The 26,106-nt window shown below is 70.1% G+C and carries 24 protein-coding genes, 1 tRNA gene and 2 pseudogenes; 19 read left to right on the plus strand and 8 right to left on the minus strand.

Annotation, left to right across the window (positions count from 1 at the left end):
* Window positions 1-7: 7 nt before the first annotated feature.
* The 3 genes from H8R17_RS09585 to H8R17_RS09595 are packed head-to-tail and all read left to right on the plus strand — an operon-like array spanning window position 8 to window position 4,206.
* Entirely contained in the window at window positions 8-2,095 is a 2,088-nt protein-coding gene (locus H8R17_RS09585) for a biotin carboxylase N-terminal domain-containing protein (RefSeq protein WP_187822716.1), read from the plus strand.
* Window positions 2,092-3,039: a hydroxymethylglutaryl-CoA lyase gene (locus H8R17_RS09590; protein WP_187822717.1), complete on the plus strand. Its 948-nt coding sequence runs from the start codon at window positions 2,092-2,094 to the stop codon at window positions 3,037-3,039. The genes H8R17_RS09585 and H8R17_RS09590 overlap by 4 nt, the downstream gene beginning before the upstream one ends.
* A gap of 6 nt (window positions 3,040-3,045) precedes the next feature.
* A complete protein-coding gene (locus H8R17_RS09595; RefSeq protein ID WP_187822718.1) occupies window positions 3,046-4,206 on the plus strand; it encodes an acyl-CoA dehydrogenase family protein in 1,161 nt (386 codons plus the stop codon).
* 49 nt (window positions 4,207-4,255) lie between these two features.
* Here the strand turns inward: H8R17_RS09595 and H8R17_RS09600 are convergent, their stop codons facing one another.
* Window positions 4,256-4,876, minus strand: coding sequence for a Uma2 family endonuclease (locus tag H8R17_RS09600; protein WP_187822773.1), 621 nt, complete (start codon window positions 4,874-4,876; stop codon window positions 4,256-4,258).
* A 158-nt stretch (window positions 4,877-5,034) separates the two neighbouring features.
* Between H8R17_RS09600 and H8R17_RS09605 the strand changes: the two genes are divergently transcribed.
* The 5 genes from H8R17_RS09605 (at window position 5,035) to glmS (ending at window position 9,808) form a co-directional block, all read left to right on the plus strand.
* The gene (locus H8R17_RS09605) at window positions 5,035-6,081 is read left to right on the plus strand and encodes an ABC transporter substrate-binding protein (protein WP_187822719.1); all 1,047 of its coding nucleotides are present in this window, start codon (window positions 5,035-5,037) and stop codon (window positions 6,079-6,081) included.
* Window positions 6,082-6,114: 33 nt separating this feature from the next.
* A complete protein-coding gene (locus tag H8R17_RS09610) occupies window positions 6,115-6,984 on the plus strand; it encodes a siderophore-interacting protein (protein WP_187822720.1) in 870 nt (289 codons plus the stop codon).
* Between the two features lie 86 nt (window positions 6,985-7,070).
* The gene (locus H8R17_RS49150; protein ID WP_399476492.1) at window positions 7,071-7,652 is read left to right on the plus strand and encodes an IucA/IucC family protein; all 582 of its coding nucleotides are present in this window, start codon (window positions 7,071-7,073) and stop codon (window positions 7,650-7,652) included.
* Between the two features lie 61 nt (window positions 7,653-7,713).
* Window positions 7,714-7,971, plus strand: coding sequence for a hypothetical protein (locus H8R17_RS09630; RefSeq protein WP_187822721.1), 258 nt, complete (start codon window positions 7,714-7,716; stop codon window positions 7,969-7,971).
* Window positions 7,972-7,990: 19 nt separating this feature from the next.
* A complete protein-coding gene (glmS, locus tag H8R17_RS09635) occupies window positions 7,991-9,808 on the plus strand; it encodes a glutamine--fructose-6-phosphate transaminase (isomerizing) (protein ID WP_187822722.1) in 1,818 nt (605 codons plus the stop codon).
* A gap of 153 nt (window positions 9,809-9,961) precedes the next feature.
* On the opposite strand, the gene H8R17_RS09640 is transcribed toward glmS, so the two are convergent.
* Both H8R17_RS09640 and H8R17_RS09645 read right to left on the minus strand, forming a co-directional pair.
* On the minus strand, window positions 9,962-10,522 hold the full coding sequence (locus H8R17_RS09640) for a GPR1/FUN34/YaaH family transporter (protein WP_187822723.1): 561 nt from the start codon (window positions 10,520-10,522) through the stop codon (window positions 9,962-9,964).
* A gap of 116 nt (window positions 10,523-10,638) precedes the next feature.
* Window positions 10,639-11,166, minus strand: coding sequence for a universal stress protein (locus H8R17_RS09645; RefSeq protein ID WP_187822724.1), 528 nt, complete (start codon window positions 11,164-11,166; stop codon window positions 10,639-10,641).
* A 309-nt stretch (window positions 11,167-11,475) separates the two neighbouring features.
* Here H8R17_RS09645 and H8R17_RS09650 point away from each other — a divergent pair, with 309 nt between their 5' ends.
* The 6 genes from H8R17_RS09650 to H8R17_RS09675 all read left to right on the plus strand — a co-directional run bounded on the left by H8R17_RS09650 (window position 11,476) and on the right by H8R17_RS09675 (window position 17,161).
* Window positions 11,476-11,775, plus strand: coding sequence for a hypothetical protein (locus tag H8R17_RS09650; RefSeq protein WP_187822725.1), 300 nt, complete (start codon window positions 11,476-11,478; stop codon window positions 11,773-11,775).
* Window positions 11,776-12,153: 378 nt separating this feature from the next.
* Complete coding sequence (locus tag H8R17_RS09655) at window positions 12,154-13,479, plus strand: helix-turn-helix domain-containing protein (protein WP_187822726.1); 1,326 nt, start codon at window positions 12,154-12,156, stop codon at window positions 13,477-13,479.
* Window positions 13,480-13,593: 114 nt separating this feature from the next.
* The gene (locus H8R17_RS09660) at window positions 13,594-15,399 is read left to right on the plus strand and encodes a class I SAM-dependent methyltransferase (RefSeq protein WP_187822727.1); all 1,806 of its coding nucleotides are present in this window, start codon (window positions 13,594-13,596) and stop codon (window positions 15,397-15,399) included.
* 193 nt (window positions 15,400-15,592) lie between these two features.
* Window positions 15,593-16,195, plus strand: coding sequence for an oligoribonuclease (orn, locus tag H8R17_RS09665; protein ID WP_187822728.1), 603 nt, complete (start codon window positions 15,593-15,595; stop codon window positions 16,193-16,195).
* 283 nt (window positions 16,196-16,478) lie between these two features.
* Window positions 16,479-16,551: transfer RNA gene (locus H8R17_RS09670), tRNA-His, on the plus strand.
* A gap of 91 nt (window positions 16,552-16,642) precedes the next feature.
* Window positions 16,643-17,161, plus strand: a complete 519-nt coding sequence (locus H8R17_RS09675) for a GNAT family N-acetyltransferase (protein WP_187822729.1) — start codon at window positions 16,643-16,645, stop codon at window positions 17,159-17,161.
* A gap of 5 nt (window positions 17,162-17,166) precedes the next feature.
* Here H8R17_RS09675 and H8R17_RS09680 read toward each other — a convergent pair whose 3' ends face one another.
* Window positions 17,167-18,222, minus strand: a complete 1,056-nt coding sequence (locus H8R17_RS09680) for a LacI family DNA-binding transcriptional regulator (protein ID WP_187822730.1) — start codon at window positions 18,220-18,222, stop codon at window positions 17,167-17,169.
* A 436-nt stretch (window positions 18,223-18,658) separates the two neighbouring features.
* Between H8R17_RS09680 and H8R17_RS09685 the strand changes: the two genes are divergently transcribed.
* From H8R17_RS09685 to H8R17_RS09700, 4 genes are all read left to right on the plus strand, one after another.
* Window positions 18,659-19,978: an ABC transporter substrate-binding protein gene (locus H8R17_RS09685; protein WP_187822731.1), complete on the plus strand. Its 1,320-nt coding sequence runs from the start codon at window positions 18,659-18,661 to the stop codon at window positions 19,976-19,978.
* A 5-nt stretch (window positions 19,979-19,983) separates the two neighbouring features.
* On the plus strand, window positions 19,984-20,997 hold the full coding sequence (locus H8R17_RS09690; RefSeq protein ID WP_187822732.1) for a carbohydrate ABC transporter permease: 1,014 nt from the start codon (window positions 19,984-19,986) through the stop codon (window positions 20,995-20,997).
* 24 nt (window positions 20,998-21,021) lie between these two features.
* A complete protein-coding gene (locus H8R17_RS09695) occupies window positions 21,022-21,927 on the plus strand; it encodes a carbohydrate ABC transporter permease (RefSeq protein ID WP_187822733.1) in 906 nt (301 codons plus the stop codon).
* Window positions 21,928-22,049: 122 nt separating this feature from the next.
* Window positions 22,050-23,495: a GH1 family beta-glucosidase gene (locus H8R17_RS09700; RefSeq protein ID WP_187822734.1), complete on the plus strand. Its 1,446-nt coding sequence runs from the start codon at window positions 22,050-22,052 to the stop codon at window positions 23,493-23,495.
* A gap of 140 nt (window positions 23,496-23,635) precedes the next feature.
* On the opposite strand, the gene H8R17_RS09705 is transcribed toward H8R17_RS09700, so the two are convergent.
* The 4 genes and pseudogenes from H8R17_RS09705 to H8R17_RS49155 all read right to left on the minus strand — a co-directional run.
* The gene (locus H8R17_RS09705) at window positions 23,636-24,514 is read right to left on the minus strand and encodes a hypothetical protein (RefSeq protein ID WP_187822735.1); all 879 of its coding nucleotides are present in this window, start codon (window positions 24,512-24,514) and stop codon (window positions 23,636-23,638) included.
* Between the two features lie 97 nt (window positions 24,515-24,611).
* A complete protein-coding gene (locus H8R17_RS09710) occupies window positions 24,612-25,103 on the minus strand; it encodes an ATP-binding protein (RefSeq protein ID WP_316959362.1) in 492 nt (163 codons plus the stop codon).
* Window positions 25,028-25,333: pseudogene (locus H8R17_RS09715) on the minus strand (transposase); the annotation flags it as partial. The pseudogene H8R17_RS09715 and the gene H8R17_RS09710, both read right to left, overlap by 76 nt.
* A gap of 51 nt (window positions 25,334-25,384) precedes the next feature.
* A pseudogene (locus H8R17_RS49155) lies at window positions 25,385-25,456 on the minus strand (hypothetical protein); the annotation flags it as partial.
* Window positions 25,457-25,868: 412 nt separating this feature from the next.
* Between H8R17_RS49155 and H8R17_RS09720 the strand changes: the two are divergent.
* On the plus strand, window positions 25,869-26,063 hold the full coding sequence (locus H8R17_RS09720; protein ID WP_187822736.1) for a DUF397 domain-containing protein: 195 nt from the start codon (window positions 25,869-25,871) through the stop codon (window positions 26,061-26,063).
* The last annotated feature ends 43 nt before the right edge of the window (window positions 26,064-26,106 follow it).

Here is a 26,106-nt window from a genome sequence, read left to right on the forward strand (position 1 = left end):
GACCAAGATGTTCGACACAGTGCTCGTGGCCAACCGGGGCGAGATCGCCGTCCGGGTCATCCGCACGCTGCGGTCACTGGGCGTGCGCTCGGTGGCCGTCTTCTCCGACGCGGACGCCGGCGCCCGGCACGTCCGGGAGGCCGACACGGCCGTACGGATCGGACCGGCGCCGGCGGCCGGGAGCTATCTGTCGGCGGAGCGGCTGCTGGAGGCCGCCGCCCGCACCGGCGCCCAGGCCGTCCACCCCGGCTACGGCTTCCTCGCGGAGAACGCCGGCTTCGCGCGCGCGTGCGCCGACGCGGGCCTGGTCTTCGTCGGGCCGCCGGCCGAGGCGATCTCCCTCATGGGCGACAAGATCCGCGCCAAGGAGACGGTGCGGGCGGCCGGCGTGCCTGTGGTCCCCGGCGGACGCGACCCGGAGCTGGCCGACGCGGCCCGCGAACTGGGCGCGCCCGTGCTGCTGAAGCCCTCCGCGGGCGGCGGTGGCAAGGGCATGCGCCTGGTGCGGGACCTGACCCGGCTGGAGGAGGAGATCGCCGCCGCCCGCCGCGAGGCCCGCGCCTCCTTCGGCGACGACACCCTCCTGGTCGAGCGGTGGATCGACCGCCCCCGGCACATCGAGATCCAGGTCCTGGCCGACGGGCACGGAGGCGTCGTCCACCTGGGCGAGCGCGAGTGCTCCCTCCAGCGTCGGCACCAGAAGATCGTCGAGGAGGCGCCGAGCGTGCTCCTCGACGAGGCGACGCGCGCGGCGATGGGCGAGGCGGCCGTGCAGGCGGCCCGCTCCTGCGGGTACCAGGGCGCGGGCACGGTGGAGTTCATCGTCCCCGGCGAGGACCCGTCGTCGTACTACTTCATGGAGATGAACACCCGCCTCCAGGTGGAGCATCCGGTCACGGAGCTGATCACGGGCCTCGACCTGGTGGAGTGGCAGCTGCGGGTGGCGGCGGGGGAGCGGCTCGCCTTCGGGCAGGAGGACGTACGGCTCACCGGGCACGCCGTGGAGGCCCGCATCTGCGCCGAGGACCCTTCGCGCGGGTTCCTCCCCTCCGGCGGCACGGTGCTCAAGCTGCGCGAGCCGCAGGGCGAGGGCGTGCGCACCGACTCCGGGCTGAGCGAGGGCACCGAGGTCGGCAGCCTGTACGACCCGATGCTGTCCAAGGTGATCGCGTACGGCCCCGACCGCGCGACCGCGCTCAGGAAGCTCCGGGCGGCCCTCGCGGAGACCGTCACGCTGGGCGTGCAGACCAACGCCGGGTTCCTGCGGCGGCTGCTGGCGCACCCGGACGTCATGGCGGGGGACCTGGACACCGGGCTGGTGGAGCGGGAGGTGGACGGGCTCGTACCGGCCGGGGTGCCGAAGGAGGTCTACGCGGCCGCGGCACTGCTGCGTCAGGCCGCCCTGGGTCCGGCGCGAGCCTCTGACGCCCTGGGCCCGGCGTCGGCCTCCGGATGGGTCGACCCCTTCTCCGTCCCGGACGGCTGGCGGCTGGGCGGCGAGCGGGCCTGGACCGCGCACCACCTGCGCGTCCCCGGGCACGACCCCGTCACCGTCCGCGTGCGCAGCACACCGGACGGCGGGAGCGAGTTGCTGCTCGACGGCGAGGAGGCCCCCATGCGGGCACCCGGCGACCCAACCCCCGTGCGAGCGCCCGCCGACCCGATCCCCATGCGGGCGCCCGGCGGCCCGTCCCCGGAGCCCCGGTTCACCTTCCAGCTCGACGGCGTCTCCCACACCTTCGCCGTCCTGTTTCCGGGAGGCACCTGGCTCGGCCGCGACGGCGACGCCTGGCACGTGCGCGACCACGACCCGGTCGCCGCCTCCCTCAGCCGCGCCGCCCACGCGGGCGCCGACTCGCTCACCGCGCCCATGCCCGGCACGGTCACGGTCGTGAAGGCCGCCGTCGGCGACGAGGTGAGCGCCGGGCAGAGCCTGCTGGTCGTCGAGGCGATGAAGATGGAGCACGTCATCTCCGCCCCGCACGCCGGCACGGTCGCCGAGCTGGACGTCGCGCCCGGCACGACGGTCGCCATGGACCAGGTGCTGGCCGTGATCGAACCCACGGCGGCCACTTCGGAGGAGGAGACGGCATGAACGCCTCGGAGCTGGGTCTCCCCATGGCCGTACCGGCCGACGGCCTGCCCGCCCGCGTCCGCGTCCACGAGGTCGGCGCGCGCGACGGCCTGCAGAACGAGTCGGCGACCGTCCCGACCGAGGTCAAAGCGGAGTTCATCCGCCGCCTGGCCGACGCGGGGCTCACCACCATCGAGGCGACCAGCTTCGTGCATCCCAAGTGGGTGCCCCAACTGGCCGACGCGGAACGCCTGTTCCCGCTCGTCGCCGAACTCCCCGCCGCGCTGCCCGTTCTGGTCCCGAACGAACGCGGGCTGGACCGCGCCCTAGCGCTGGGCGCCCGCCGGGTGGCCGTCTTCGCCAGCGCCACCGAGTCCTTCGCCAAGGCCAACCTCAACCGCACGGTGGACGAGGCGCTGGCCATGTTCGAGCCGGTGGTGGCCCGCGCGAAGGCGGAGGGCGGCCACGTGCGCGGTTACCTCTCGATGTGCTTCGGCGACCCGTGGGAGGGCCCCGTCCCGGTCCCCCAGGTCGTCCGCGTCTGCCGGGCGCTGGCCGACATGGGCTGCGACGAGCTGAGCCTCGGCGACACGATCGGCGTGGCGACCCCGGGCCACGTCACCGCCCTGCTGACAGCCCTGTCGGAGGCCGGCCTTCCGGTGAGCGCCCTGGGCGTGCACTTCCACGACACCTACGGCCAGGCCCTCGCCAACACCCTCGCCGCGCTCCAGCACGGCGTCACGACCGTCGACGCCTCGGCCGGCGGCCTGGGCGGCTGCCCGTACGCGAAGTCCGCCACCGGCAACCTCGCCACCGAAGACCTGGTGTGGATGCTGCGCGGCCTCGGCATCGACACCGGTATCGACCTCGGCCGTCTCGTCGCCACCAGCGTGTGGATGGCCGGCCACCTGGGCCGACCCAGCCCTTCCCGCACCGTACGAGCCCTCTCCCACCAGGAGCAGTGATCTGCCATGGACTACCGCCTCTCCCCGGAACTGGAGGAACTCCGCCGCACCGTCGAGGAGTTCGCGCACGACGCCGTCGCGCCGAAGATCGGCGACTTCTACGAGCGTCATGAGTTCCCGTACGAGATCGTCCGGGAGATGGGCCGCATGGGGCTGTTCGGGCTGCCGTTCCCGGAGGATTACGGCGGCATGGGCGGCGACTATCTGGCCCTCGGCGTGGCTCTGGAGGAGCTGGCCCGGGTCGACTCCTCGGTTGCCATCACGCTCGAGGCGGGGGTCTCCCTGGGCGCGATGCCGATCTTCCGCTACGGCACGGAGGAGCAGAGGCGGCAGTGGCTGCCCCGCCTGTGCACGGGGGAGATCCTGGGCGCCTTCGGCCTGACCGAGCCGGACGGCGGCTCGGACGCGGGCGCGACCCGGACGACGGCCCGCCTGGACCCGTCGACGAACGAGTGGGTGATCAACGGCACGAAGTGCTTCATCACCAACTCGGGCACGGACATCACGGGCCTGGTCACGGTCACGGCGGTGACCGGCCGCAAGCCGGACGGCGCCCCGCTGATCTCCACGTTCATCGTCCCGTCCGGCACGCCGGGCTTCACGGTCGCCGCCCCCTACTCCAAGGTCGGCTGGAACGCCTCGGACACCCGCGAACTGTCCTTCTCCGACGTCCGCGTCCCCGCGGCCAACCTGCTGGGCGAGGAGGGCCGCGGCTACGCGCAGTTCCTGCGCATCCTCGACGAGGGCCGCATCGCCATCGCGGCGCTGGCCACGGGCCTGGCACAGGGCTGCGTGGACGAGTCGGTCAAGTACGCGAAGGAGCGTCAGGCCTTCGGCCGCCCCATCGGCGCCAACCAGGCCATCCAGTTCAAGATCGCAGACATGGAGCTGAAGGCCCACACCGCCCGCCTGGCCTGGCGCGACGCGGCAAGCCGCCTGGTCGCGGGCGAGCCCTTCAAGAAGGAAGCGGCCCTGGCCAAGCTCCACTCCTCCACCATCGCGGTCGACAACGCCCGCGACGCCACCCAGATCCACGGCGGCTACGGCTTCATGAACGAGTACCCGGTAGCCCGCATGTGGCGAGACTCCAAGATCCTGGAGATCGGCGAGGGCACGAGCGAGGTCCAGCGCATGCTGATCGCCCGGGAACTGGGCCTGGCGGGCTGAGAAGGGACGCCGGCCTGCGTCTCTCGGGGCGCAGGCCGACGCTCGGCGTTCACGCCTCCTGCGTGCCTTCGTCGTCGTCTCGGTGGCTGACGAACCCCGATGTGTCGAGCTCGAAGCCAAAGGGAGCGGGCACGTGCAGAGACTCCCCGAAGGGAACGGAATGCCGGGACCTGTAGCCCCTCGGTGACGGATCCCAGAAGGCGGTGACTTCCTGGAGCTGCATGTCGAGCACGAGGTACACGGGCACGAGCCGCCCGTAGGTGTCCAGCTTGTCCAGCCACTCGACGTCCTTGGTCAAGGTGGACGTCAGCTCGGCGACCAGCGAGAGAGCGGCGCCGTCGGCGTGCCGGCCGTCGGCGTCGAAGGCGGCCTCGTCGGCGACGAAGAGATCGGGACCGAAGCCGCGCTCCGAGTGCGGGAACGAAAAGAGAAACGGGGAGGTCTCCGTGACATGCCCCTCAGGGGCATGCGCCTCCACTTGCGAACGAAGCCTCCGCATCGGACGCAAGTAACGCAGCTTCGACCACGGCGACACGACGATCTTCCCCCGGATGAGCTCGGCCTTGTAGCCGTCAGGTGTGTCCAGTTCCTCAACGATGCGGAGCATGTCGTCGAATGCTTCCAACGCCTCCGGCAGAGGGCTCTCTATGGCCGTCGGGCGCTCGGTCATGATGGTCACCACGGTCCTCCGCTGATTACAGAGCGTGTCGCACTGCCGACCATAGCGTGGAGTCACCCCGGCTGCCCTCTGGACACGTAGTGAGGTTAGGCTAACCTACCTTGGAATGTTCCTACGGGCGCTCCGCCCTGTCCGAAAGCAGCCACACCATGTCGAACGCCAGAGCTACCCACCTCACCCGCCGCGGAATCCTCGCCGCCGGTGGCGCCCTCTCCCTCGGCACCGTGCTCACGGCGTGCGGGGACGACGACGCGAACAGCGGTGGTCCGGGCGACGGTACGGGAGCCGCGAAGTCCGGTTCCTGGTCCTTCAAGGACGACCGCGGCAAGACCGTGCATCTCGACCATGTGCCCACGAAGATCGTCGCCTTCGTCGGCGTCGCGGCCGCCCTGTACGACTACGGCATCGAGGTCAAGGGCGTATTCGGCCCGACCAAGACCAAGGACGGCAAGGCCGACGTCCAGGCCGGCGACATGGACGTCAGCAAGCTGACGATCTTCGGCAACAGGTTCGACCAGTTCAACATCGAGCAGTACGCGGCCTTCCAGCCCGACGTCCTCATCTCCACGACCTTCGACAGCGCGGGCAGCCTCTGGTACATCCCCGTGGCCTCCGCCGACAAGATCGCCAAGCTTGCTCCGAGTGTCGCCATCTCCGTCTACGACCGGCAGCTGACCGCTCCGCTGCAGCGCATGTGGGAGCTGGCCGAGTCGCTGGGCGGGGACATGTCGGCGGCGAAGGCCGTCGACGCGAAGAAGCGGTTCGAGGCGGCGTCGGAGCGGCTGCGCAAGGCCGTCAAGGCGCGCCCCGAGATCAAGGTGATGGCAGGCTCCGCCGCCGACGCGGTCTTCTACGTCTCCGGCACCAACTTCTCCATCGACCTGGAGTACTTCAAGGCCCTCGGCGTGAACTTCGTCGAGCCGCCGGAGAAGGCCAAGGAGAAGAGCGGCGGCTGGTTCGAGGAGCTGAGCTGGGAGAACGTCGACAAGTACCCGGCCGACATCATCATGATGGACGACCGCTCCTCGGCCATCCAGCCCGCCAACATCACCGAAGCCACCTGGAAGAAGCTGCCCGCGGTGCAGGCCGGTCAGGTCATCCCACGGTCGCCCGAGCCGATCCTGTCCTACGACAAGTGCGTGCCGTTGGTCGAGAGCCTGGCCAAGGCGATCGAGACAGCCAAGAAGGTCAGCTGACCCCCTGTACGTTCCTGGAGTTCAGGAGCCCAAATGAGTACCGCCGTAGCCGCCCCGTTCCGTTTCTTCTCCCTCCAGGTCACACGGACGAGGCGGCTCGGGCCGTCTCTGGTCCGCGTCACTTTCGGCGGGGACGACCTGGCGGCGTTCGACTCCGACGGGCGCGATCAGTCGCTGTCCCTGTTCCTGCCACATCCGGGGCAGGCCGCCCCCGTCGTGCCGATCGAGCTCGGATGGGGATCCCCCCGCTCGGGCGAAGCCGAGAGCGGGGCAGGGTGGTGGCAGGTATGGCGGGACCTCCCGGACGACGTACGGGCCGTGATGCGGTCGTACACGCTCCGGGAACTGCGGCGCGGGCCCGATGAGATCGACATCGACTTCGTATTGCACGAGCCGGCCGGGCCCGCCTCGGCGTGGGCCGCACGCGCCGGTGCCGGGGACCGCGTACTGGTGCTCGGGCCCGCCGTCGCGGACAACCGGGCGATCCGGTTCCGGCCGCCGGAGGACACCGACCTGGTGGTGGTGTGGGGCGACGAGACCGCCGTACCGGCCGCCTCGGCCATCGTCGAGTCGCTGCCGGCCGGCCTGCGCGCCCGGGTCTGGCTGGAGGTGCCGGACGCCGGGGACGTCCAGGACCTGGTGACCGAGGCGGACGCCGAGATCAACTGGCTGGTGCGCGACACGGACGGCGCCGAGGGGTCCCCCATGGTCCTCGGCGCACTGCGCGACGACCGACTGCCGCCCGCCGAACGGCCGTACGTGTGGCTCGCGGGCGAAGCCGGCCAGGTGAAGCAGCTGCGCCGGCACTTCGTGGGCGAGCGCGGTATCGACCGCAGACGCGTCACGTTCGTCGGCTACTGGCGGCACGGGCTGACCGAGGAGCAGCTGCGCGCGCAGGAGTAGCCAAGCCGCTGTCGGTACCTGAGTGACCGCAGTCACGGTTGAGGCCGCACTTCGCCCCCGCGTTACTCCCCACCGGAGGACCCCCCATGCGCTCGCACCTGCTCAACGACACCACCGCGGAGCAGTACCGCCACTCCGTGGCCCAGGGAGTCGAGCGGGTGGCGGCCAAACTCGCCACCACCGAGCGGCCGTTCACCGGCGTCACGGTCGACGCCCTGGCTCCCCGCATCGAGGACATCGACGCGTTCACAGCCGGTGTCGGCATCGAGTACGAGTCCTTCGTACGGCAGGAGCTGGGCGAGGAGACCGTCGAGCGCTTCCACGGCATCCTGCGCGACCAGGACCTGGACCCGGCCGACTACCTCCTCATCCCCGTCCACCCCTGGCAGTGGTGGAACAAGCTCACCAAGAAGGACCCGCTGATGGCGCTCGTCGCCGCCGCCGTACAGGCCCGGCTCCCACACCCGGCCAGGCCCGCCGTCACCGACGCACCGCCGCAGGTTCGGCAGTCCCAGCAGCAGCCGGCCACCCCCGCGCCCGCCTCCGCCGAGGAAGGCCACGACGCCCTGCTGCGCCGGTTGCGCGAACTGGGCGACCTGCACTGCTCCGGCGTCCTGACCGAGGAGGAGTTCACCCTGGCCAAGCAGGCGGTCCTCAAACGGATGTAAGTCTGCCCGAAATCGGGCAGAATTCTTGCGGAAGCATCGCGCGTACTACAGGATCGACCGAGTGCACGACGAACTTGTTGATCACCTGACGCGGACCACTCCCCTGAGCCGGGGCGAGGCGCTGCGCGTGATCCAGGACGTGCTCGCCTATTTCGACGAGACGACCGAGGAATACGTCCGTCGCCGCCACCGTGAGCTGCAGGCCCAGGGCCTGGTGAACGCGACGATCTTCGAGCGGATCGAGGAAGACCTGAAATACCGCGCGGTGGCACCGCCGGAGCTGACACTCCGCCAGCTGCGCCGCATGGTCTACGGCTGAGGGACACAAGGGGACTTACATGTGCGGAATCGTCGGCTACATCGGCAAGCGCGATGTCGCGCCGCTGCTACTGGAGGGCCTGCAGCGGCTGGAGTACCGGGGCTACGACTCGGCGGGCATCGTCGTGACGAACCCCAAGAGCGCCGGACTGAAGGTAGTCAAGGGCAAGGGCCGGGTCCGTGACCTGGAGGCCAGGGTCCCGGCGCGATTCAAGGGCACGACCGGCATCGCCCACACCCGCTGGGCCACCCACGGCGCCCCGTCCGACGTGAACGCCCACCCGCACCTCGACGCCGAGAGCAAGGTCGCCGTCGTCCACAACGGGATCATTGACAACGCCTCCGACCTGCGCCGCAAGCTGGAGGCGGACGGCGTGGAGTTCCTCTCCGAGACCGACACCGAGGTCCTCACCCACCTCATCGCCCGCTCGCAGCAGGAGAAGCTGGAGGACAAGGTCCGCGAGACCCTCCGGCTCATCGAGGGCACGTACGGCATCGCCGTGCTGCACGCCGACTTCCCGGACCGCATCGTCGTCGCCCGCAACGGCTCCCCGGTCGTCCTCGGCATCGGCGAGAAGGAGATGTTCGTCGCCTCGGACATCGCCGCGCTGGTCGCCCACACGCGCCAGATCGTCACCCTCGACGACGGCGAGATGGCCACCCTCAAGGCCGACGACTTCCGCACCTACACCACCGAGGGCACCCGTACGACGGCCGAGCCGACCACTGTGGAGTGGGAGGCCGCGTCGTACGACATGGGCGGCCACGACACCTACATGCATAAGGAGGTCCACGAGCAGGCCGAGGCCGTGGACCGCGTGCTGCGCGGCCGCATCGACGACCGCTTCTCCACCGTGCACCTGGGCGGCCTGAACCTGGACGCCCGCGAGGCCCGCCGGATCCGCCGCGTCAAGATCCTCGGCTGCGGCACCTCGTACCACGCGGGCATGATCGGCGCCCAGATGATCGAGGAGCTGGCCCGCATCCCCGCCGACGCCGAGCCGGCCTCCGAGTTCCGCTACCGCAACGCGGTCGTCGACCCCGACACCCTGTACATCGCCGTCTCCCAGTCCGGTGAGACGTACGACGTGCTGGCCGCCGTCCAGGAGCTGAAGCGCAAGGGCGCCCGCGTCCTCGGCATCGTCAACGTGGTCGGCTCGGCGATCGCCCGCGAGGCCGACGGCGGCATCTACGTGCACGCCGGCCCCGAGGTCTGCGTCGTCTCCACCAAGTGCTTCACGAACACCACGGTGGCCTTCGCCCTGCTCGCCCTGCACCTGGGCCGCACCCGTGACCTTTCCGTGCGCGACGGCAAGCGGATCATCGAGGGCCTGCGCAAGCTGCCCGCCCAGATCGGCGAGATCATGGAGAACGAGGAGGAGATCAAGAAGCTGGCCCTGCAGTACGCCGAGGCCCGCTCGATGCTCTTCATCGGCCGTGTCCGGGGCTACCCGGTGGCCCGCGAGGCCTCCCTGAAGCTCAAGGAGGTCTCCTACATCCACGCCGAGGCCTACCCCGCCTCCGAGCTCAAGCACGGCCCGCTCGCCCTGATCGAGCCCGCCCTCCCCACGGTCGCGATCGTCCCCGACGACGACCTCCTGGAGAAGAACCGCGCCGCCATGGAGGAGATCAAGGCCCGCCAGGGCCAGATCCTCGCGGTGGCCCACCAGCACCAGGAAAAGGCCGACCACACCCTCATCGTCCCCAAGAACGAGGACGAACTCGACCCCATCCTGATGGGCATCCCCCTCCAACTCCTCGCCTACCACACGGCCTTGACCCTGAACAGGGACATCGACAAGCCCAGGAACCTCGCCAAGTCAGTAACAGTCGAGTAGCGCGCCCCAAAGGGGCGCCGGGCGCTGCGCGAGCAACCACAACGCACCCAGGAGAGGCCGAACAAACCGCAACGGACCCCCACGTGCTGCCACCACACACGGGGGGTCCGCTCATCCACGCCGGGGCCGCCCAACACCCCGACGCCGGCTGCATCAACCGGCGGCCGTCACACGCCGGCCGGCAGCACGCCGTGACACAACCGTCGGCCAGTGAGCCATCACCGCGGTCGCCGCATACCAGGCCACCGCCCCCGCAGCTACGGCGAACCAACCACCCACGCGGGCGAGAGTGTCGTTCTCGGCAAACCGGGCGATGCCCAGGAGCAGCAGGGAGACGAAGAACAGCCCGTACACGGCCTGCCCGAGCTGGTCACCACCCGCCAGGGTGAGGGACAGCGCCACAAGGGCGAACAGCAACAGGAACAACCCGGCTGCATCGGCGGAGCCCCCGGCCGAAACGGCCCAGGTGAACCACAGCGCACCCAGTGCCGCAAACGCCGTACCCGAGGCCGCGTCCCGATCCCGGAACGCCATCAGCCCGGCGACGAACAGCGCGACGCCGCCCACGTACTGGGCGATGGATACGGCGTCGGCAGCCGACACACCGTCGATCACCTCGGCGTACCCCAGGCCGAAGGCCAACAGGGTGACACCCAGGGCAAGTCGGCCGACCACGGCAGTGATTCCGCTTCCCGCAGAGACGTCGTTGTCCACGGCGGGCTCCCTTCGTGCTTGTGCAGTTGTGCGGTGACCGGTATATGCCCTTCACAAAGACACAAACACCTCTACGCGCGAGTAGGTTCACACACCGCAACAAGGGAGCATGCGCGTCAGGGAATGACAACGACGGGCCGCTTCGCCCGCTTGGCGAGCCGCCCCGCGACGGAGCCGAAGATCCGGCCCACGAGGCCGTGCGTGGAGCCCACGACGATCGCGTCGGCCTCGTACTCCCGGCCCACCTCTTCGAGCTCGTGGCAGATGTCACCGCCGCGCTCGACCAGTATCCAGGGCACCTCGGCGAGATAGTCGGCGCAGGCCAGCTCCAGGCCCAGCACCTCGGTCCGGTGGTCCGGCACGTCCACGAACACCGGCGGCTCGCAGCCCGCCCACACCGTGGTGGGAAGCCGGTTGGCGACATGCACGATGATCAGGGCCGACTGGGAGCGCTGCGCCATGCCGATGGCGTACGCGAGGGCGCGCTCGCTGGACGTCGAGCCGTCGAAGCCGACGACCACACCGTGCTTGAAAGCGGGGTCGCACGAATGGCGTGACTCTTCCGCCGCCAGGGGATCGGCCGCCGTCGGGTCGGCGACCGACCGCTTGCGGCCTTCGGGTTCGAAGAATTCGTGACCGGCCATTGCTGTCTCGGCGTTGTGATCCTTGTATGGGTGGGACGACAGTGTGCGGCGGAGCTGTGTCCGGGAATCATCTTCCCAACCCCATACCCCCAAGGGTACGGCGGCACGCCTCCTTCGCCCACATCCCGCGCAGCTCCGTGCCCGGGGTTCCCCGGAGCATGCACGAGGGGGCGCCCGTCACGCAACGGTTGCTGCGCCGTACAGCCGGTTTGCACAGGATTCACTTACCGGCGAAAGTGATCCGGTCGCACGGTGACCGGATGATCGGCCACGCGTTGAACCCGGCGAGCCACGCCCCAGGGAGCACGCATGTCCGGACCCCACTCCTCCTCCGAGGTGACCCACCTGGTCCGCTGGGCGGTCTTCAGCTGCTCGCTCGTCCCGGTCGTACTCCTCGGGTTCGGCAGTTCCCTGGCCGGCGCCGCCGGCACCGCCCTCGGTCTCGCGGCCGTCACGGGCGTCTGCCGCGTGCTGCTGCGCCACTCCGAACACGGCGCGGCCCGCCTGGTCGCCGAGGAGCGGGCACCCCACCGCGGGCGGCATCAGCGCACCGGAACGGGGGCACACCGGGGCGGACGGCGGGGTGGCGGCAATACACCGGTCGCTTGACCGGTTTCAGCGCACGCTCCCGGCACTTTTCAGCCAACTTCTGAAACCTGTGCATCACCCGCCCAGGACACCCCCCAACCCCCGTTCCACCTGCACGGAAAGGGCCTCAGGTGCCATGCGCACCCTACGTGGATTGGCCACTGCGACAAGGCGCACTTCCCTGCACGGCCCGTGAGTGCAACCCTTCGTGATCGAATGCTTCACGCCAAGTTGCCAAGTCGACAATGTGCCGGTTGGCCAACTGGCCACCCCGGCACCACGGGACGCAGTAGATTCGATCTTGAATGTCTTACGGCGGGGGACTCGTGCAGGACCGAGGGGAAACGTGCAGGAGCGACACAACCGAGGAGCCGCGACCACCGAGGGGGGCTTAGCAGTATGAGCCACGACTCCACTGCCGCGCCGGAAGCCGCGGCCCGGAAACTTTCCGGGCGACGCCGCAAGGAGATCGTCGCGGTGCTGCTGTTTAGCGGCGGCCCCATCTTCGAGAGTTCCATACCGCTGTCGGTGTTCGGGATCGACCGCCAGGACGCCGGCGTGCCGCGCTACCGCCTGCTGGTGAGTGCCGGCGAGGAGGGCCCGCTGCGGACCACAGGGGGCCTGGAACTCAGCGCCCCACATGGCCTGGAGGCGATCTCGCGGGCGGGCACGGTCGTCGTGCCGGCCTGGCGTTCGATCACCTCGCCGCCGCCGGAGGAGGCGCTCGACGCGCTGCGCCGGGCACACGAGGAGGGCGCCCGCATCGTCGGGCTGTGCACGGGCGCCTTCGTCCTCGCGGCGGCCGGCCTGCTGGACAGCCGACCCGCGACCACACACTGGATGTACGCACCGACGCTGGCGAAACGCTATCCGTCGGTGCACGTCGATCCGAGGGAGCTCTTCGTCGACGACGGAGACGTCCTCACGTCGGCCGGCACGGCGGCCGGGATCGACCTGTGTCTGCACATCGTGCGGACGGACCACGGCAACGAGGCGGCGGGCGCGCTGGCCCGGCGCCTGGTGGTCCCGCCGCGCCGGAGTGGCGGCCAGGAGCGCTACCTCGACAGGTCTTTACCAGAGGAGATCGGCGCCGACCCGCTCGCCGAGGTCGTCGCCTGGGCGCTGGAGCACCTCCACGAGCAGTTCGACGTGGAGACGCTGGCGGCACGCGCGTACATGAGCCGTCGTACGTTCGACCGCCGGTTCCGCTCCCTGACCGGGAGCGCGCCACTGCAGTGGCTGATCACGCAGCGGGTGCTGCAGGCCCAGCGCCTGCTGGAGACGTCGGACTACTCGGTGGACGAGGTCGCGGGCCGCTGCGGCTTCCGCTCACCGGTGGCACTGCGCGGCCACTTCCGCCGGCAGCTGGGCTCGTCCCCGGCCGCGTACCGGGCGGCGTACCGGGCACGCCGCCCGCAGGGCGACAAGCCGACGGACGCCGACGCTGCGGCAAATGCCGGTACGTCCGGGCAGCAGGGCCAGCCGGGACAGCCGCCGTACGCCGGGCACGGCGGCCAGGGCGGCTCCGTGGGCGCGGCGGGGCAGCCTGCCGCCCTGCACCCGGACAGCCCGGTCCCGCTCCAGTCCCGCCGCACGGCGGCCGCGAGCGCGGTCGGCCCCTCAGCGCTGTCGACGTCGGCGTCCTCGTCGTCGTCCTCGGAGAACGGCCGCGAGGCCTACGCAGCGAGCCGGGCGAGCCTGCCGGGGCAGCGCAGCGCGACGTGACGAGGTAGGTAGGCCGGGGCCGGCCGGTTTGGCCGGCCGCAAGGGCCCGCGAGGAGATCTCCTCGCGGGCCCTTGTCATGCCGGAGGCATGGATGGCTCTTGTTTGGACAAACGATGCTCAGTACCGAACGTGACTCCGCACGGCCCGAGTTGATTCGCCCGACCGGGCGGCCGTCCCCGACCGCCGCCCAGTCCGACCACGGAGGTTCCGTCATTTCAGCACGTCCGGATCAGAAGTTCGGAAGCAACCCCGTCGACATACGAGACACCGGGCACTACACCCAGGAGTACATCCCCAGCTTCGTCGAGAAGTGGGACTCTCTCATCGACTGGGAGAAGCGCGCCGAAAGCGAAGGCCGGTTCTTCATCGACCTGTTGCGCAAACGGGGAGTGAAGAAAGTACTCGACGTCGCCACCGGCACCGGCTTTCACTCGGTGCGACTCCTGGAAGCCGGGTTCGACACCGTCAGCGCGGACGGCAGCGCCGAAATGCTGGCGCAGGCCTTCGCGAACGGCATGAACAAGGGCGATCACGTCCTGCGCGTCGTCCGGGCGGACTGGCGCTGGCTGAACCGGGACGTGCACGGCGAGTACGACGCCATCGTCTGTCTCGGCAACTCGTTCACGCACCTCTTCTCGGAGCGCGACCGGCGCAAGGCGCTGGCCGAGTTCTACGCGATGCTGAAACACGACGGCATCCTCGTCCTGGACCAGCGCAACTACGATGCCATCCTGGACCGGGGCTACTCCAGCAAGCACACCTACTACTACTGCGGCGAGGATGTCGCGGTGGCGCCGGACTACGTCGACGAGGGGCTGTGCCGCATGCGGTACGACTTCCCGGACGGCTCCGTGTACCACCTCAACATGTTCCCGCTGCGGAAGGACTACACCCGCCGGCTCATGTCCGACGTGGGCTTCCAGCACATCGAGACCTACGGCGATTTCCAGCACACGTACCGGGACGAGGAGCCCGACTTCTTCATCCACGTCGCGGAGAAGGAGTACCGGCTGGAGGCGGACGACGACCGGGAGGCGACGTACGCGGGGGCGGTCAGGGCCGCTCGCAGCTACTACAACTCGTCCGACGCCGACACGTTCTACGCCACGGTCTGGGGCGGCGAGGACATCCACATAGGCCTCTACGACCACCCCGCCGAACCCATCGCCCAGGCCAGCCGCCGCACCGTCGAGCGAATGGCCGCCAAGCTGGGGCCGGCCCGGGACTCCGTGGTGCTCGACCTCGGCTCGGGCTTCGGCGGCTCGGCCCGCTACCTGGCCGAGACCCACGGCTGCCGGGTCCTGGCGCTCAACCTCAGCGAGGTCGAGAACGAGCGCCACCGGGAGCTGAACGCCGCCCGTGGCCTCACGGACCGGATCGAGGTGGTGGACGGTTCCTTCGAGGCCATCCCCTACCCGGACGCCTCGGTCGACGTCGTCTGGTCCCAGGACGCCTTCCTGCACAGCGGCCACCGCGCCCGTGTCCTGGAGGAGGCCGCCCGCGTGCTGCGCCCGGGCGGCCACCTCATCTTCACCGACCCGATGCAGGCCGACGGCTGCCCCTCGGCCGTACTGCAGCCGATCCTCGACCGCATCCACCTGGACGACATGGGCTCGCCCGCCTTCTACGCCCGCGAGCTGGCCCGCCTCGGCTTCACCCCGGCCGACGGCACCGGCGGCGACGGCGTCGCAGGCGGCTTCGAGGAGCACCGCGAGCACCTGGTGACCCACTACAGCCGGGTGCTCCAGGAGACCGAGCGCCAGGAGGCGAACGGCCTGGCGGAACAGGTCAGCAGCGAGTACCTCGCCCAGATGAAGAAGGGCCTCGCCCGCTGGGTCGACGGCGGCCGGAACCAGCACCTCACCTGGGGCATCTTCCACTACGTCCGCGGAATGGGCCCGGTGGGTCCCTCCGCCTGACCGCCGGACGACCCGTCGTGACGGCCGGCGCGGGGCACGGGAGGCGCACCCGCGCCGGTGCCCGCCGTCGGCCGTCACCGACCCGTCGAGTACGCCCGGCACGCCCAGCACGCCGGTCACGGTCGAGCACGTCGATCACATGAGCACCGCACGGTCGGCTCACCCCACAGCAGCGCGCCGTAAGGTTAGACACATGAACGATCGCATGGTGTGGATCGACTGCGAGATGACCGGCCTCTCGCTGTCCGACGACGCGCTCATCGAGGTGGCCGCCCTCGTCACCGACTCCGAGCTGAACGTGCTCGGCGAGGGTGTGGACATCGTCATCCGTCCGCCGGAGCGCGCGCTGGAGACGATGCCGGACGTGGTGCGTCAGATGCACACCGCCTCCGGGCTGCTCGCCGAGCTTCCGAACGGCACGACCCTGAAGGACGCCGAGGAACAGGTCATGGCGTATGTGAAGGAGCACGTCAAGGAGCCCGGCAAGGCTCCCCTGTGCGGCAACTCGGTCGGCACCGACCGCGGATTCCTGCTGCGCGACATGCCGACCCTGGAGGACTACCTCCACTACCGGATCGTGGACGTCTCCTCCGTCAAGGAACTGGCCCGCCGCTGGTATCCGCGCGCGTACTTCAACAGCCCCGAGAAGAACGGCAACCACCGGGCGCTGGCCGACATCCGCGAGTCCATCGCCGAGCTGCGCTACTACCGCGAGGCCATCTTCGTGCCCCAGCCGGGCCCCGACTCGGACACCGCCAAGACCATCGCCGCGAAGCACGTTCTGCCCGCACACTAGTGCCCCGGCAGGCAACGTTTGCCCGTCGAGGAGCGGCGTCCGGTGCGTGCTCTCGGCGTGTCGGCCGGAAGCCCTCGTACTGGACGTACTTGGGCTTCCGGCCGGTGCGGCGAGAGGGCGTGCCGGGCGTCGCGACGGGGCGAACGTTGCCTGCCGGGGCACGTAGGCATGCCGACAGGCCCGGAAGGGTGCCGCGAAAGCCGTGCGCGAGCACCCCTTCGGACCCTGTACACTTTTTCTCGGCCGCTCGGGAAAGCCCCACTGGTGTGAACCGGCGGTCATGGTGGGTGTAGCTCAGCTGGTAGAGCACCTGGTTGTGGTCCAGGATGTCGCGGGTTCAAGTCCCGTCACTCACCCTTGACCATCAGCCGGTGACCTTGTCAACGAGGTCACCGGCTGCCGTCGTTCACGGGGCTCGTACTCTCCCGGGCGCATAGGCTGCGGACGATGTCCGAGCCCCGCGTACAGCCCACCCCCGTCGCCACCGGCCGCCTGGACCTGCTCCCCCTGCGCGTCGACCACGCGGCCGAGATGGCCGCCGTACTGTCGGACCCGGCGCTGCACACCTACATCGGCGGCTTCCGCGATGCCCCCGAGGCCCTGCGCCGGCGCTACGAACGCCTCGTCGCCGGCCCTCCCGACCCCTCCGTGTCCTGGTGCAACTGGGTGCTGCGGCCGCACGCGGAGCCTCGCTTGGTGGGCACCGTCCAGGCAACGGTCACCGAAGGACACACCGCGGAGATCGCCTGGGTGGTCGGCACGCCGTGGCAGGGCCGCGGGTACGCCTCCGAGGCGGCGCGGGGGCTCGTGTCATGGCTCGGGGGACAGTCCCCGGTGCGGACGGTCGTCGCGCACATCCACCCGGACCACCACGCCTCCGCAGCCGTCGCCCGGGCCGCCGGGCTGGCCCCGACGGAGGAGGAACAGGACGGCGAGATCAGGTGGCGGGTGCGGCTGCATGTCTGAAGAGGTCAGGAGGACGTACGGGCCACCAGTTCCGTCGCCAGCACCACCTGGCGTCGCTCCAGGACCCGGGAGGCGGCCGGGCGGCGGTCGGCGATCTCGGCCAGGAGCAGGTCGATCATGCGGCGGCCCATCTCCTCTATGGGCTGGCGGACGCTGGTGAGGGGCGGCTCCATGTGGCGGGCGATGGCCGAGTCGTCGTAGCCGACGAGCGCCACGTCGTCGGGGGTGCGCAGGCCCGCCTCGCGCAGGGCCTGGCGCGCGCCGGCCGCGGTCACGTCGGAGGCCGCGAAGACGGCGTCCAGGTCGGGGTGGCGCTCCAGCAGCGCCGCCATCGCGCGGCGGCCGCCGCCTTCGGTGAAGTCACCGGCCTCGATCAGCTGCTCGTCCACCGCGTGGCCCGCGTCGCGCAGGGCGTCGCGGTAGCCGTCGATGCGCCGCTGGGCGCCGTAGACGTCGAGGCGGCCGGTGATGTGGGCGATCCGGCGGCGGCCGCGGTCGAGCAGGTGCTCGACGGCCTGGCGGGCGCCGCCGTAGTTGTCCGAGTCGACGGAGGCCAGGGTCTCCGCGGCCGATCTCGGGCCACTGATCACGGCCGGAATCTCCAGCTGGGCCAGCAGGTCGGGCAGCGGATCGTCGGCGTGCACGGAGACCAGCAGGACGCCGTCCACCCGGTGCGCGGCCAGGTACTGGGCCAGCCGCCGGCGCTCGCGGTCGCTGCCGGCGAAGATCAGCAGCAGCTGCATCTCGGTGTCGGACAGCTCGGCGCCGACACCGCGCAGCATGTCCGAGAAGTACGGCTCCGCGAAGAACCGGGTCTCCGGCTCGGGCACGACCAGCGCGATCGCGTCGGTGCGGTTGGCGGCCAGGGCGCGGGCGGCCGTGTTCGGGACGTACCCCAGCTCCGCGACCGCCGCCTCGACGGCCGCGCGGGTCGCGTCGCTGACCCGGGGCGAGCCGTTGATCACCCGGGAGACGGTGCCGCGGCCGACGCCCGCGCGCGCCGCGACCTCTTCGAGGGTGGGCCGCCCGCCACTTCTCCCCCGCGTTCCGTGGCTTGCCATGGGCTCCGCCTTCCCGCAGTTGTCCTACGCTGGCTGGAATCTAACAGCACCGTCTGTTGTCGTGACCGCCCTGGGGGCTGCCACCCCCAGACCCCGCTTCGGCCTGAACTGCCTGGTCCCCAAACGCCGGACCGGCGCCGGAAAGGGGCTGAAACGAGTCAGCTCGCGCCACCCTCGCACCACCCCCCACGTCCAGTTAACAGCCCGATAACTGAACGCATCTGTCCGCGTCCGGTCCCTTGACACCCCCGCTTCGACGGGCGAACCTTCAACACATCACTGGTGGGAGCGCTCCCACAGTACCTGGCACATACACATCCCGCACGTTCCCCGCCCGAGCCGCAGCGACGCAAAGCAAGACCGAAGCAGACGAACTAACGGGCCCAACAATGCCGTTGGCCGGGGGGTCGGCACGTCAGGGCAACAGGAGGACGCAATGCGAGCACGTACCCGAACCGCCCGCAAGACGCTGGTCCTCGCGGCCGTCGCGTCACTGGGCGCCGGGCTGCTGGCCGGCTGTGCCGACGACGGTGGAGACGACGGCTCCGGCTCGTCGTCGGGCGGCGGCAAGACCACGATCACGCTGGGACTCTTCGGTCAGCAGGGCTTCAAGGAGGCCGGCCTCTACACCGAGTACGAGAAGCTCAACCCGGACATCAAGATCGCCGAGAATGTCGTCGAGCGCAACGAGAACTACTACCCCGCGCTCCTGAACCACCTCACCACCAACAGCGGCCTGCAGGACGTCCAGGCCGTCGAGGTCGGCAACATCGCCGAGGTCGTGAACACCCAGGCGGCCAAGCTGGAGGACCTGTCCAAGGTCTCGGGTGTGCAGAGCAGCAACTGGCTGGACTGGAAGTGGAAGCAGGCCACCACCAAGGACGGCCAGACGATCGGGCTCGGCACCGACGTCGGCCCGATGGCCATCTGCTACCGCAAGGACATGTTCCAGCAGGCCGGCCTGCCCACCGACCGCGCGGAGGTCGCGAAGCTGTGGCAGGGCGACTGGGCCAAGCTGATCGACGCGGGCGAGCGGTACAAGGCGAAGGCGCCCAAGGGCACCGTGTTCATGGACTCCCCCGGCGGTCTGATCAACGCGATCCTCAGCAGTGAGAAGGAGAAGTTCTACGACGCCTCCGGCAAGGTCGTCTACAAGTCGAACCCGGCCGTCAAGAAGGCCTTCGACCTGACCGCGGAGGCCGCCGAGAAGGGGCTTGTCCAGCCGCAGACGCAGTTCCAGCAGGCCTGGGACACCACGATCGCCAACAACAAGTTCGCCGCGATCGCCTGCCCGCCGTGGATGCTCGGCTACCTCAAGGGCAAGTCGAGCCCGCAGGCCCAGGGCAAGTGGGACGTGGCCCTGGCGCCCAAGGCCGGCAACTGGGGCGGCACCTTCCTGACCGTGCCGAAGAGCGGCAAGAACGTCGAGGAGGCCAGGAAGCTGGTCGCCTGGCTGACCGCGCCGGAGCAGCAGGCGAAGCTGTTCGCCGTGCAGGGCAGCTTCCCTAGCGCGCCGAGCGCGTACACCATGTCGCAGGTCACCGGCGGCAAGAACGTCATGACCGGTGACGCGCCGATCGGCGAGATCTTCGCCGAGGCCGCCAAGGCCATCCCGGCGCAGGTGATCGGCCCGAAGGACCAGATCATCCAGCAGGGTCTGACCGACAACGGCGTCATCCTCGTCACCAAGGGCAAGTCGCCCGCGGAGGCCTGGGAGACGGCGACGAAGACCATCGACAACAACCTGGAGAAGTGACCGGTATGGCCACCCGGCACGACACCGCCGCGCCCCCCTCGAAGGAGGGGGGCGCGGCCCCGGGCCGTCCGAGCGCCGACGCGGTGTCCCCCGAGGCGGCGAAGAAACGGGCCCGGCTGTCCCGCCGCTGGCAGCGGGACATGCGCTGGAGCCCGTACGCGTTCGTCTCGCCGTTCTTCCTGCTGTTCGTGGCCTTCGGCCTGTTCCCGCTGATCTACACGGGCTGGGCCTCGCTGCACACGGTGGAACTGACGGCGCCCACCGACATGAGCTGGGCGGGGCTGCGCAACTACACCCGGATCTTCGACGACGACTTCTTCTGGAACGCGGCGAAGAACACCCTGACCATCGGCATCATCTCCACCGTTCCGCAGCTGCTGATGGCGATGGGCATCGCGCACATCCTCAACTACAAGCTGCGCGCCTCGACGTTCTACCGGGTCGCGATGCTCGCGCCGTACGCGACGTCGATCGCCGCCGCCTCCCTGGTCTTCGTGCTGCTCTTCGGCCGCGACTACGGCATGATCAACTGGGCGCTGGGCGCTGTCGGCATCGACAACATCGACTGGCAGAACGACAAGTGGCCGTCCCAGATCGCCGTCTCGTCGATCATCATCTGGCGCTGGACCGGCTACAACGCGCTGATCTACCTGGCCGCGATGCAGGCGATCCCGCAGGACCTGTACGAGTCGGCGGCCCTCGACGGGGCCAACCGCTGGCAGCAGTTCATCCACGTCACGCTGCCGTCGCTGCGCCCGACGATCCTGTTCACCGTCGTCGTCTCGACGATCGGAGCGAGCCAGGTGTTCGGCGAGCCGCTGCTGTTCGACGCCAACAAGGGCGCGTCCGGCGGCGCGGAGCACCAGTTCCAGACGCTCGGCCTCTACCTGTACGAGCAGGGCTGGGTGAACCAGCACCTCGGCAGGGCCTCGGCGATCGCCTGGACCATGTTCCTGATCCTGATCGTCATCGGCATCGTCAACTACGTCATCTCGCGCCGGCTGCGTGCCAGCAGTTAGCCCAGTCTTTAAGGAGTTCCGGCCGTGACGACGACTGTGACGCCCCCGACCGACGCGGCTCCCGCGGAGCCGAAGCGGCCGCGCCGCCCGAGGTCCGCCCGGGCCGGCGGGCAACTGCACGGCGGCCCCATCGCGTACGCGATCCTGATCCTGTTCACGCTCGGCTCGCTGTTCCCGCTGGTGTGGACGGCGATCGCCGCCTCGCGTGACAACCAGCGCCTGGCGCAGAACCCGCCGCCGTTCTGGTTCGGCTCGGGCCTCTTCGACAAGCTCGAACTCGCCTGGAAGGACGCCAACCTCGGCGAGGCGTTCCTCAACACCACCGTCGTGGCGAGCATCTCGGCGACGACCATCGTGGTGCTGTCCACGATCGCCGGGTTCGCCTTCGCCAAGCTGCGTTTCCGGGGCCGTGGCGCCATGATGCTGATCGTGATCGGCACGATGATGGTGCCGCCGCAGCTCAGCGTCATCCCGCTGTACATGATGGTCGCCGAGCTGGGCTGGACGGACCAGCTCCAGGCGGTGATCTTCCCGTCGCTGGTGAACGCGTTCGGCGTGTTCTTCATGCGGCAGTACCTGATCCAGGCGCTGCCGGACGAGATCATCGAGGCCGCACGGGTCGACGGCGCGAGCAGCTGGCGCGTGGTGTGGCACGTGGTGTTCCCGGCCGCGCGGCCCGCGATGGCCGTCCTCGGCATGCTGATGTTCGTGCAGGCCTGGAACGACTTCCTGTGGCCGTTCCTGGTGCTGACGCAGACCGGCAACCCGACCGTGCAGGTCGCGGTCGCGGGCCTGGGCCGCGGCTACACCCCCGACCAGTCCCTGATCATGGCCGGCGCGCTGCTCGGTACGCTGCCGCTGCTGCTGGTATTCGCGATCTTCGGCAAGCAGATCGTGGGCGGCATCATGCAGGGCGCGGTCAAGGGCTGACGCGCCGCCGCGCACATCCGCCGCGCATGCACCTGGGGGCCGGGTCACCGCCGCCCCGGCCCCTCCCGTACTTCCCCACCTCTACCCGACGGTCTTCCACGACCTCCTATGGGAGCGCTTCCATGCCTGAGTCCGCACAGTCGGCCACCCCGGCGAGCCCGGTGACCTTTCCTCCCGCCTTCCTCTGGGGCGCCGCCACGTCCGCGTACCAGATCGAGGGGGCGGTGCGGGAGGACGGCCGTACCCCCTCCATCTGGGACACCTTCAGCCATACGCCGGGGAAGACGGCCGGTGGCGAGCACGGTGACGTCGCGGTCGACCATTACCACCGCTACCGCGACGACGTGGCGCTGATGGCGGAGCTGGGCCTGAACTCCTACCGCTTCTCCGTCTCCTGGCCGCGGGTGCAGCCGACGGGCCGCGGCCCCGCCGTCCAGCGCGGCCTGGACTTCTACCGCCGTCTGGTGGACGAGCTGCTGTCCGCCGGGATCAAGCCGGCGGTCACCCTCTACCACTGGGACCTGCCCCAGGAGCTGGAGGACGCGGGCGGCTGGCCGGAGCGGGAGACGGCGCACCGGTTCGCCGAGTACGCGCAGATCGTCGGCGAGGCGCTCGGCGACCGCGTGGAGCACTGGATGACGCTCAACGAGCCGTGGTGCGCCGCCTTCCTGGGCTACGCCTCGGGGGTGCACGCCCCCGGCCGTACGGACCCGGCGGCCTCGCTGCGCGCCGCCCACCACCTCAATCTGGCGCACGGCCTGGGCGCCGCCGCCCTGCGGTCGGTGATGCCGGCCCGCAACTCGGTCGCGATCAGCCTCAACTCCTCGGCGGTACGGCCGCTGTCGCAGGACGCCGCGGACCTGGCCGCTGCCCGGAAGATCGACGACCTGGCCAACGGCGTCTTCCACGGCCCGCTCCTGCACGGCGCCTACCCGGAGTCGCTGTTCGCGGCGACCGAGCCGCTGACGGACTGGGGTTACGTCCTCGACGGCGACCTGGCGCTCATCAACCAGCCGCTGGACGCGCTGGGCCTGAACTACTACACGCCGGCCCTGGTGTCGGCCGCGGACCCGGACGCCGCCGGCCCGCGCGCGGACGGCCACGGGACGAGCGACCACTCGCCCTGGCCGGCCGCGGACGACGTCGCCTTCCACCAGACCCCCGGCGACCGCACGGAGATGGGCTGGACGATCGACCCGACGGGCCTGCACGAGCTGATCATGCGCTACACGCGCGAGGCCCCGGGCCTGCCGCTGTACGTCACGGAGAACGGCGCCGCCTACGACGACAAGCCCGACCCCGACGGCCGCGTCCACGACCCCGAGCGCATCGCCTACCTGCACGGCCACCTGTCGGCGGTCCGCCGCGCCCTCTCCGACGGCGCGGACGTGCGCGGCTACTACCTGTGGTCCCTGCTGGACAACTTCGAGTGGGCGTACGGCTACGGCAAGCGTTTCGGCGCGGTGTACGTGGACTACGCGACGCTTGCGCGGACGCCGAAGTCGAGCGCTCACTGGTACAGCCGGGCGGCCCGGACGGGCACGCTGCCGGAGCCGGAGGACAGCTGATGCCGTACTCAGCATGACTGAGGACGATCACCAACCGGGCCGTGCGTACGTGGAGTTCCGCATGGCCCGGCAGCGTGCCCTCACCGGCAAGGGCTTCACGGAGCCCGCCTCTGCGAGGCCCTTGTGCCTATCACTGCCGGTCACGTCTGCGCAAACAGGTCCTCGGTGTTCGTGACGGTCAGAGACCGGTCGAACCACGTGCTCAGCACGTCGAGGTCGGTGCAGGAGGTGATGCGCTCTCGGGCGTCCTCGGGAATCTCGACGCCGCGGAGGGCGAGGATACGGAGGATGTCCTCGGCGCGGCCCTCGGCACGCCCCTCGTTGAGGGTTTCCTCGAGCAGGGTGCCACGGCCGGGGAATCGGGGCTTGTGCGTTTCCATCAGGTGCCTCCACAGTTCAAGGGCCGGGTTGTCGCCCAGGCCGATTTCGAGGAATTCCCACCAGGCCTTCGCGGTCTCGCCGCCGATGTTCTGCACTGCCCCCACCAGCGCCTCCAGTATCGCAGGCAGACCCGGGTCCTTGGCATGGGCGAGTGCGGAGAAGACGGCGAGGGCGAGATCCTCGGTCGCCTCGTCCGGGTCGGTGACCGGGGGGACGTTGCCCGGGCCCAGCACGAGAGGGAAGACCGCCATGCTGATGTGGTCGGGCGTGCCGACACGGATGGGTTCCGCCGCCCAGGTTGCCGTGGCCTTGTCCCGGCAGACCACCAGCAGGAGTGGGGGCAGCTGGTACTTCGCGTACAGGTGCGCCAAGTAGTACGTCCAGCTGCTCGGCTTGTCCGGGTCCGGCTTGCCCTGCGCCTCGACGGCGAGCGGGAAGCCGCCGCCCTCGGCCGTGTCGACCCGGAACAGGGTGTCCACACGGCGGGCCAGCGGCCGGATCTCGGTGAGATCCGTGTCCAGGGGCTGGACCGACGTGTGCTCGGGGAAGGGGATGCCCGCCCGGGGGAGGGCCCGGGCGAAGAGCCCCGGGTCCTCCCGGAAGATTTGGTGCATCGCCTCGTGCGCTGAACTGGCCATGTGACGGAACGTAGTGAGGAGTTGGTGTCGCAATGGGCACTACGGAGCGCGTTCAGCCGTACGAGTGAATATGCTGCTGGCCTATGCCCCAGCCTGGTCATCCCACCTCGAACCACGTGGCCTTGCCCCGGCCCGGGCCGTGCGTGCACACGCCCCAGGCGTCGGCGCCGTACGCGATGAGCTGTACGCCGCGGCCGTCCTCGTCGTCGCGGGCAGGGCCGGGCGTACGGCAGACAGGCAGCCCCGGCGCCTCGTCGTGGACGAGGACACGGAGGCGGGTGGGGTCGGCCCAACCGGCGTAGAGGGAGACGGGGGTGGCGCAGCCCTTCGCCGCGCAGGCGTTGATGGCGTTGGTGACCGCCTCGGAGGTCAGCAGGACTGCGGTGTCAGCGAGTTCGGGGCGGTTGGACGCGGTGAGGAGGGTACGGACGGTTTCACGGGCGGTGCGGACCCAGGCGGGGTGGGGCGGGAAGACGAGGGAGACGCCGGTGTCTGTGGAGGTGGGAGGATCGTCTGCCGGGTCTGCAGGCAGTGGTAGAGCTGGCCGATCATGCGGTTGAACAGGTGCCGCTGGGCCTGGGCATGCCAGTCTCCGCGGTCGCGCCGTCGCCGGTAGTGGGCGGCTGCTCCGGGCGAGGCCGTGAGGGCGGCGAAGGCCCACTGGTGACCAGCGTTGGTCAGGCGGTTGTTCTTGATGAAGCGGCGTCCGACGAAGCGTTTCTTGCCCGAGGCCCGGGTGATGGGGGCCGATCCCGCGTATGCCTTCAGAGCCCGGGCGTCGGCGAACCGTGCGCGGTCGTCACCGATCTCGGCGAGCAGGTCCAGCAGCAGCCGGTAGCCGGCGAGGTCGTCGCTGATGCGGCGCTTGGCCAGCAGTTGGCCGTCCTGGCCGACCAGGGCCACATCGTGGTGCGACTCGGCCCAGTCGATCCCGCAGAACACGGTCAAACCCTTCCCCTCTCCTCGTGCGTTTGCACAGGTGACAAGCCTGTGCGGGCCACGCGGCGACCTAATCCCAGGACTCGACGGTCCGCCATCTCACCAGCCGTTCGCGGCACCAGCGCACCGCGCGGGCCCCAGTCTCGATCAGAGCTCCAACGACTCGCGGAGTTCGAGGGAGTCACCGTGCGGCGGGCTTGCACCACGACGCTCAACGTCCGGCACAGGCCGGTGGGTTTCGCAGCGGCCCGAAGACACCGGGCGCCACCGCTCTTTCAGAAGGTCTCACGGGACCAGGAACCCAGAGGGGTCAGCCCGGTGCCCACGAGGCCGCTGCGAACCACACCACATCGACAGTCCGGACAGCCCCTCACAGGGTCAACCGGAACCGCTTACTCAAGGATTAGGAACCGGAATGCCCCAACTCACTTGGCAGAAGTCCTCGTTCAGCGGCGGCGGCGAAAGCGAGTGCGTGGAGCTGGCGACAGCAGGCCCCGACCGCATACACCTCCGCGAGAGCGACCACCCTCACGAGATCGCGACAACCACCGCCAGCACGCTCTCTGCACTTCTGAGCACGATCAAGGGCGGCGGCGTCAACCGGCCTTGATGACCAGGCGCTTCAGGCCGGTGCTCGGCGTCGCAACCCTCGC

It is taken from the genome of Streptomyces sp. TRM68367 (assembly GCF_014495685.1).
GTDB lineage: Bacteria > Actinomycetota > Actinomycetes > Streptomycetales > Streptomycetaceae > Streptomyces.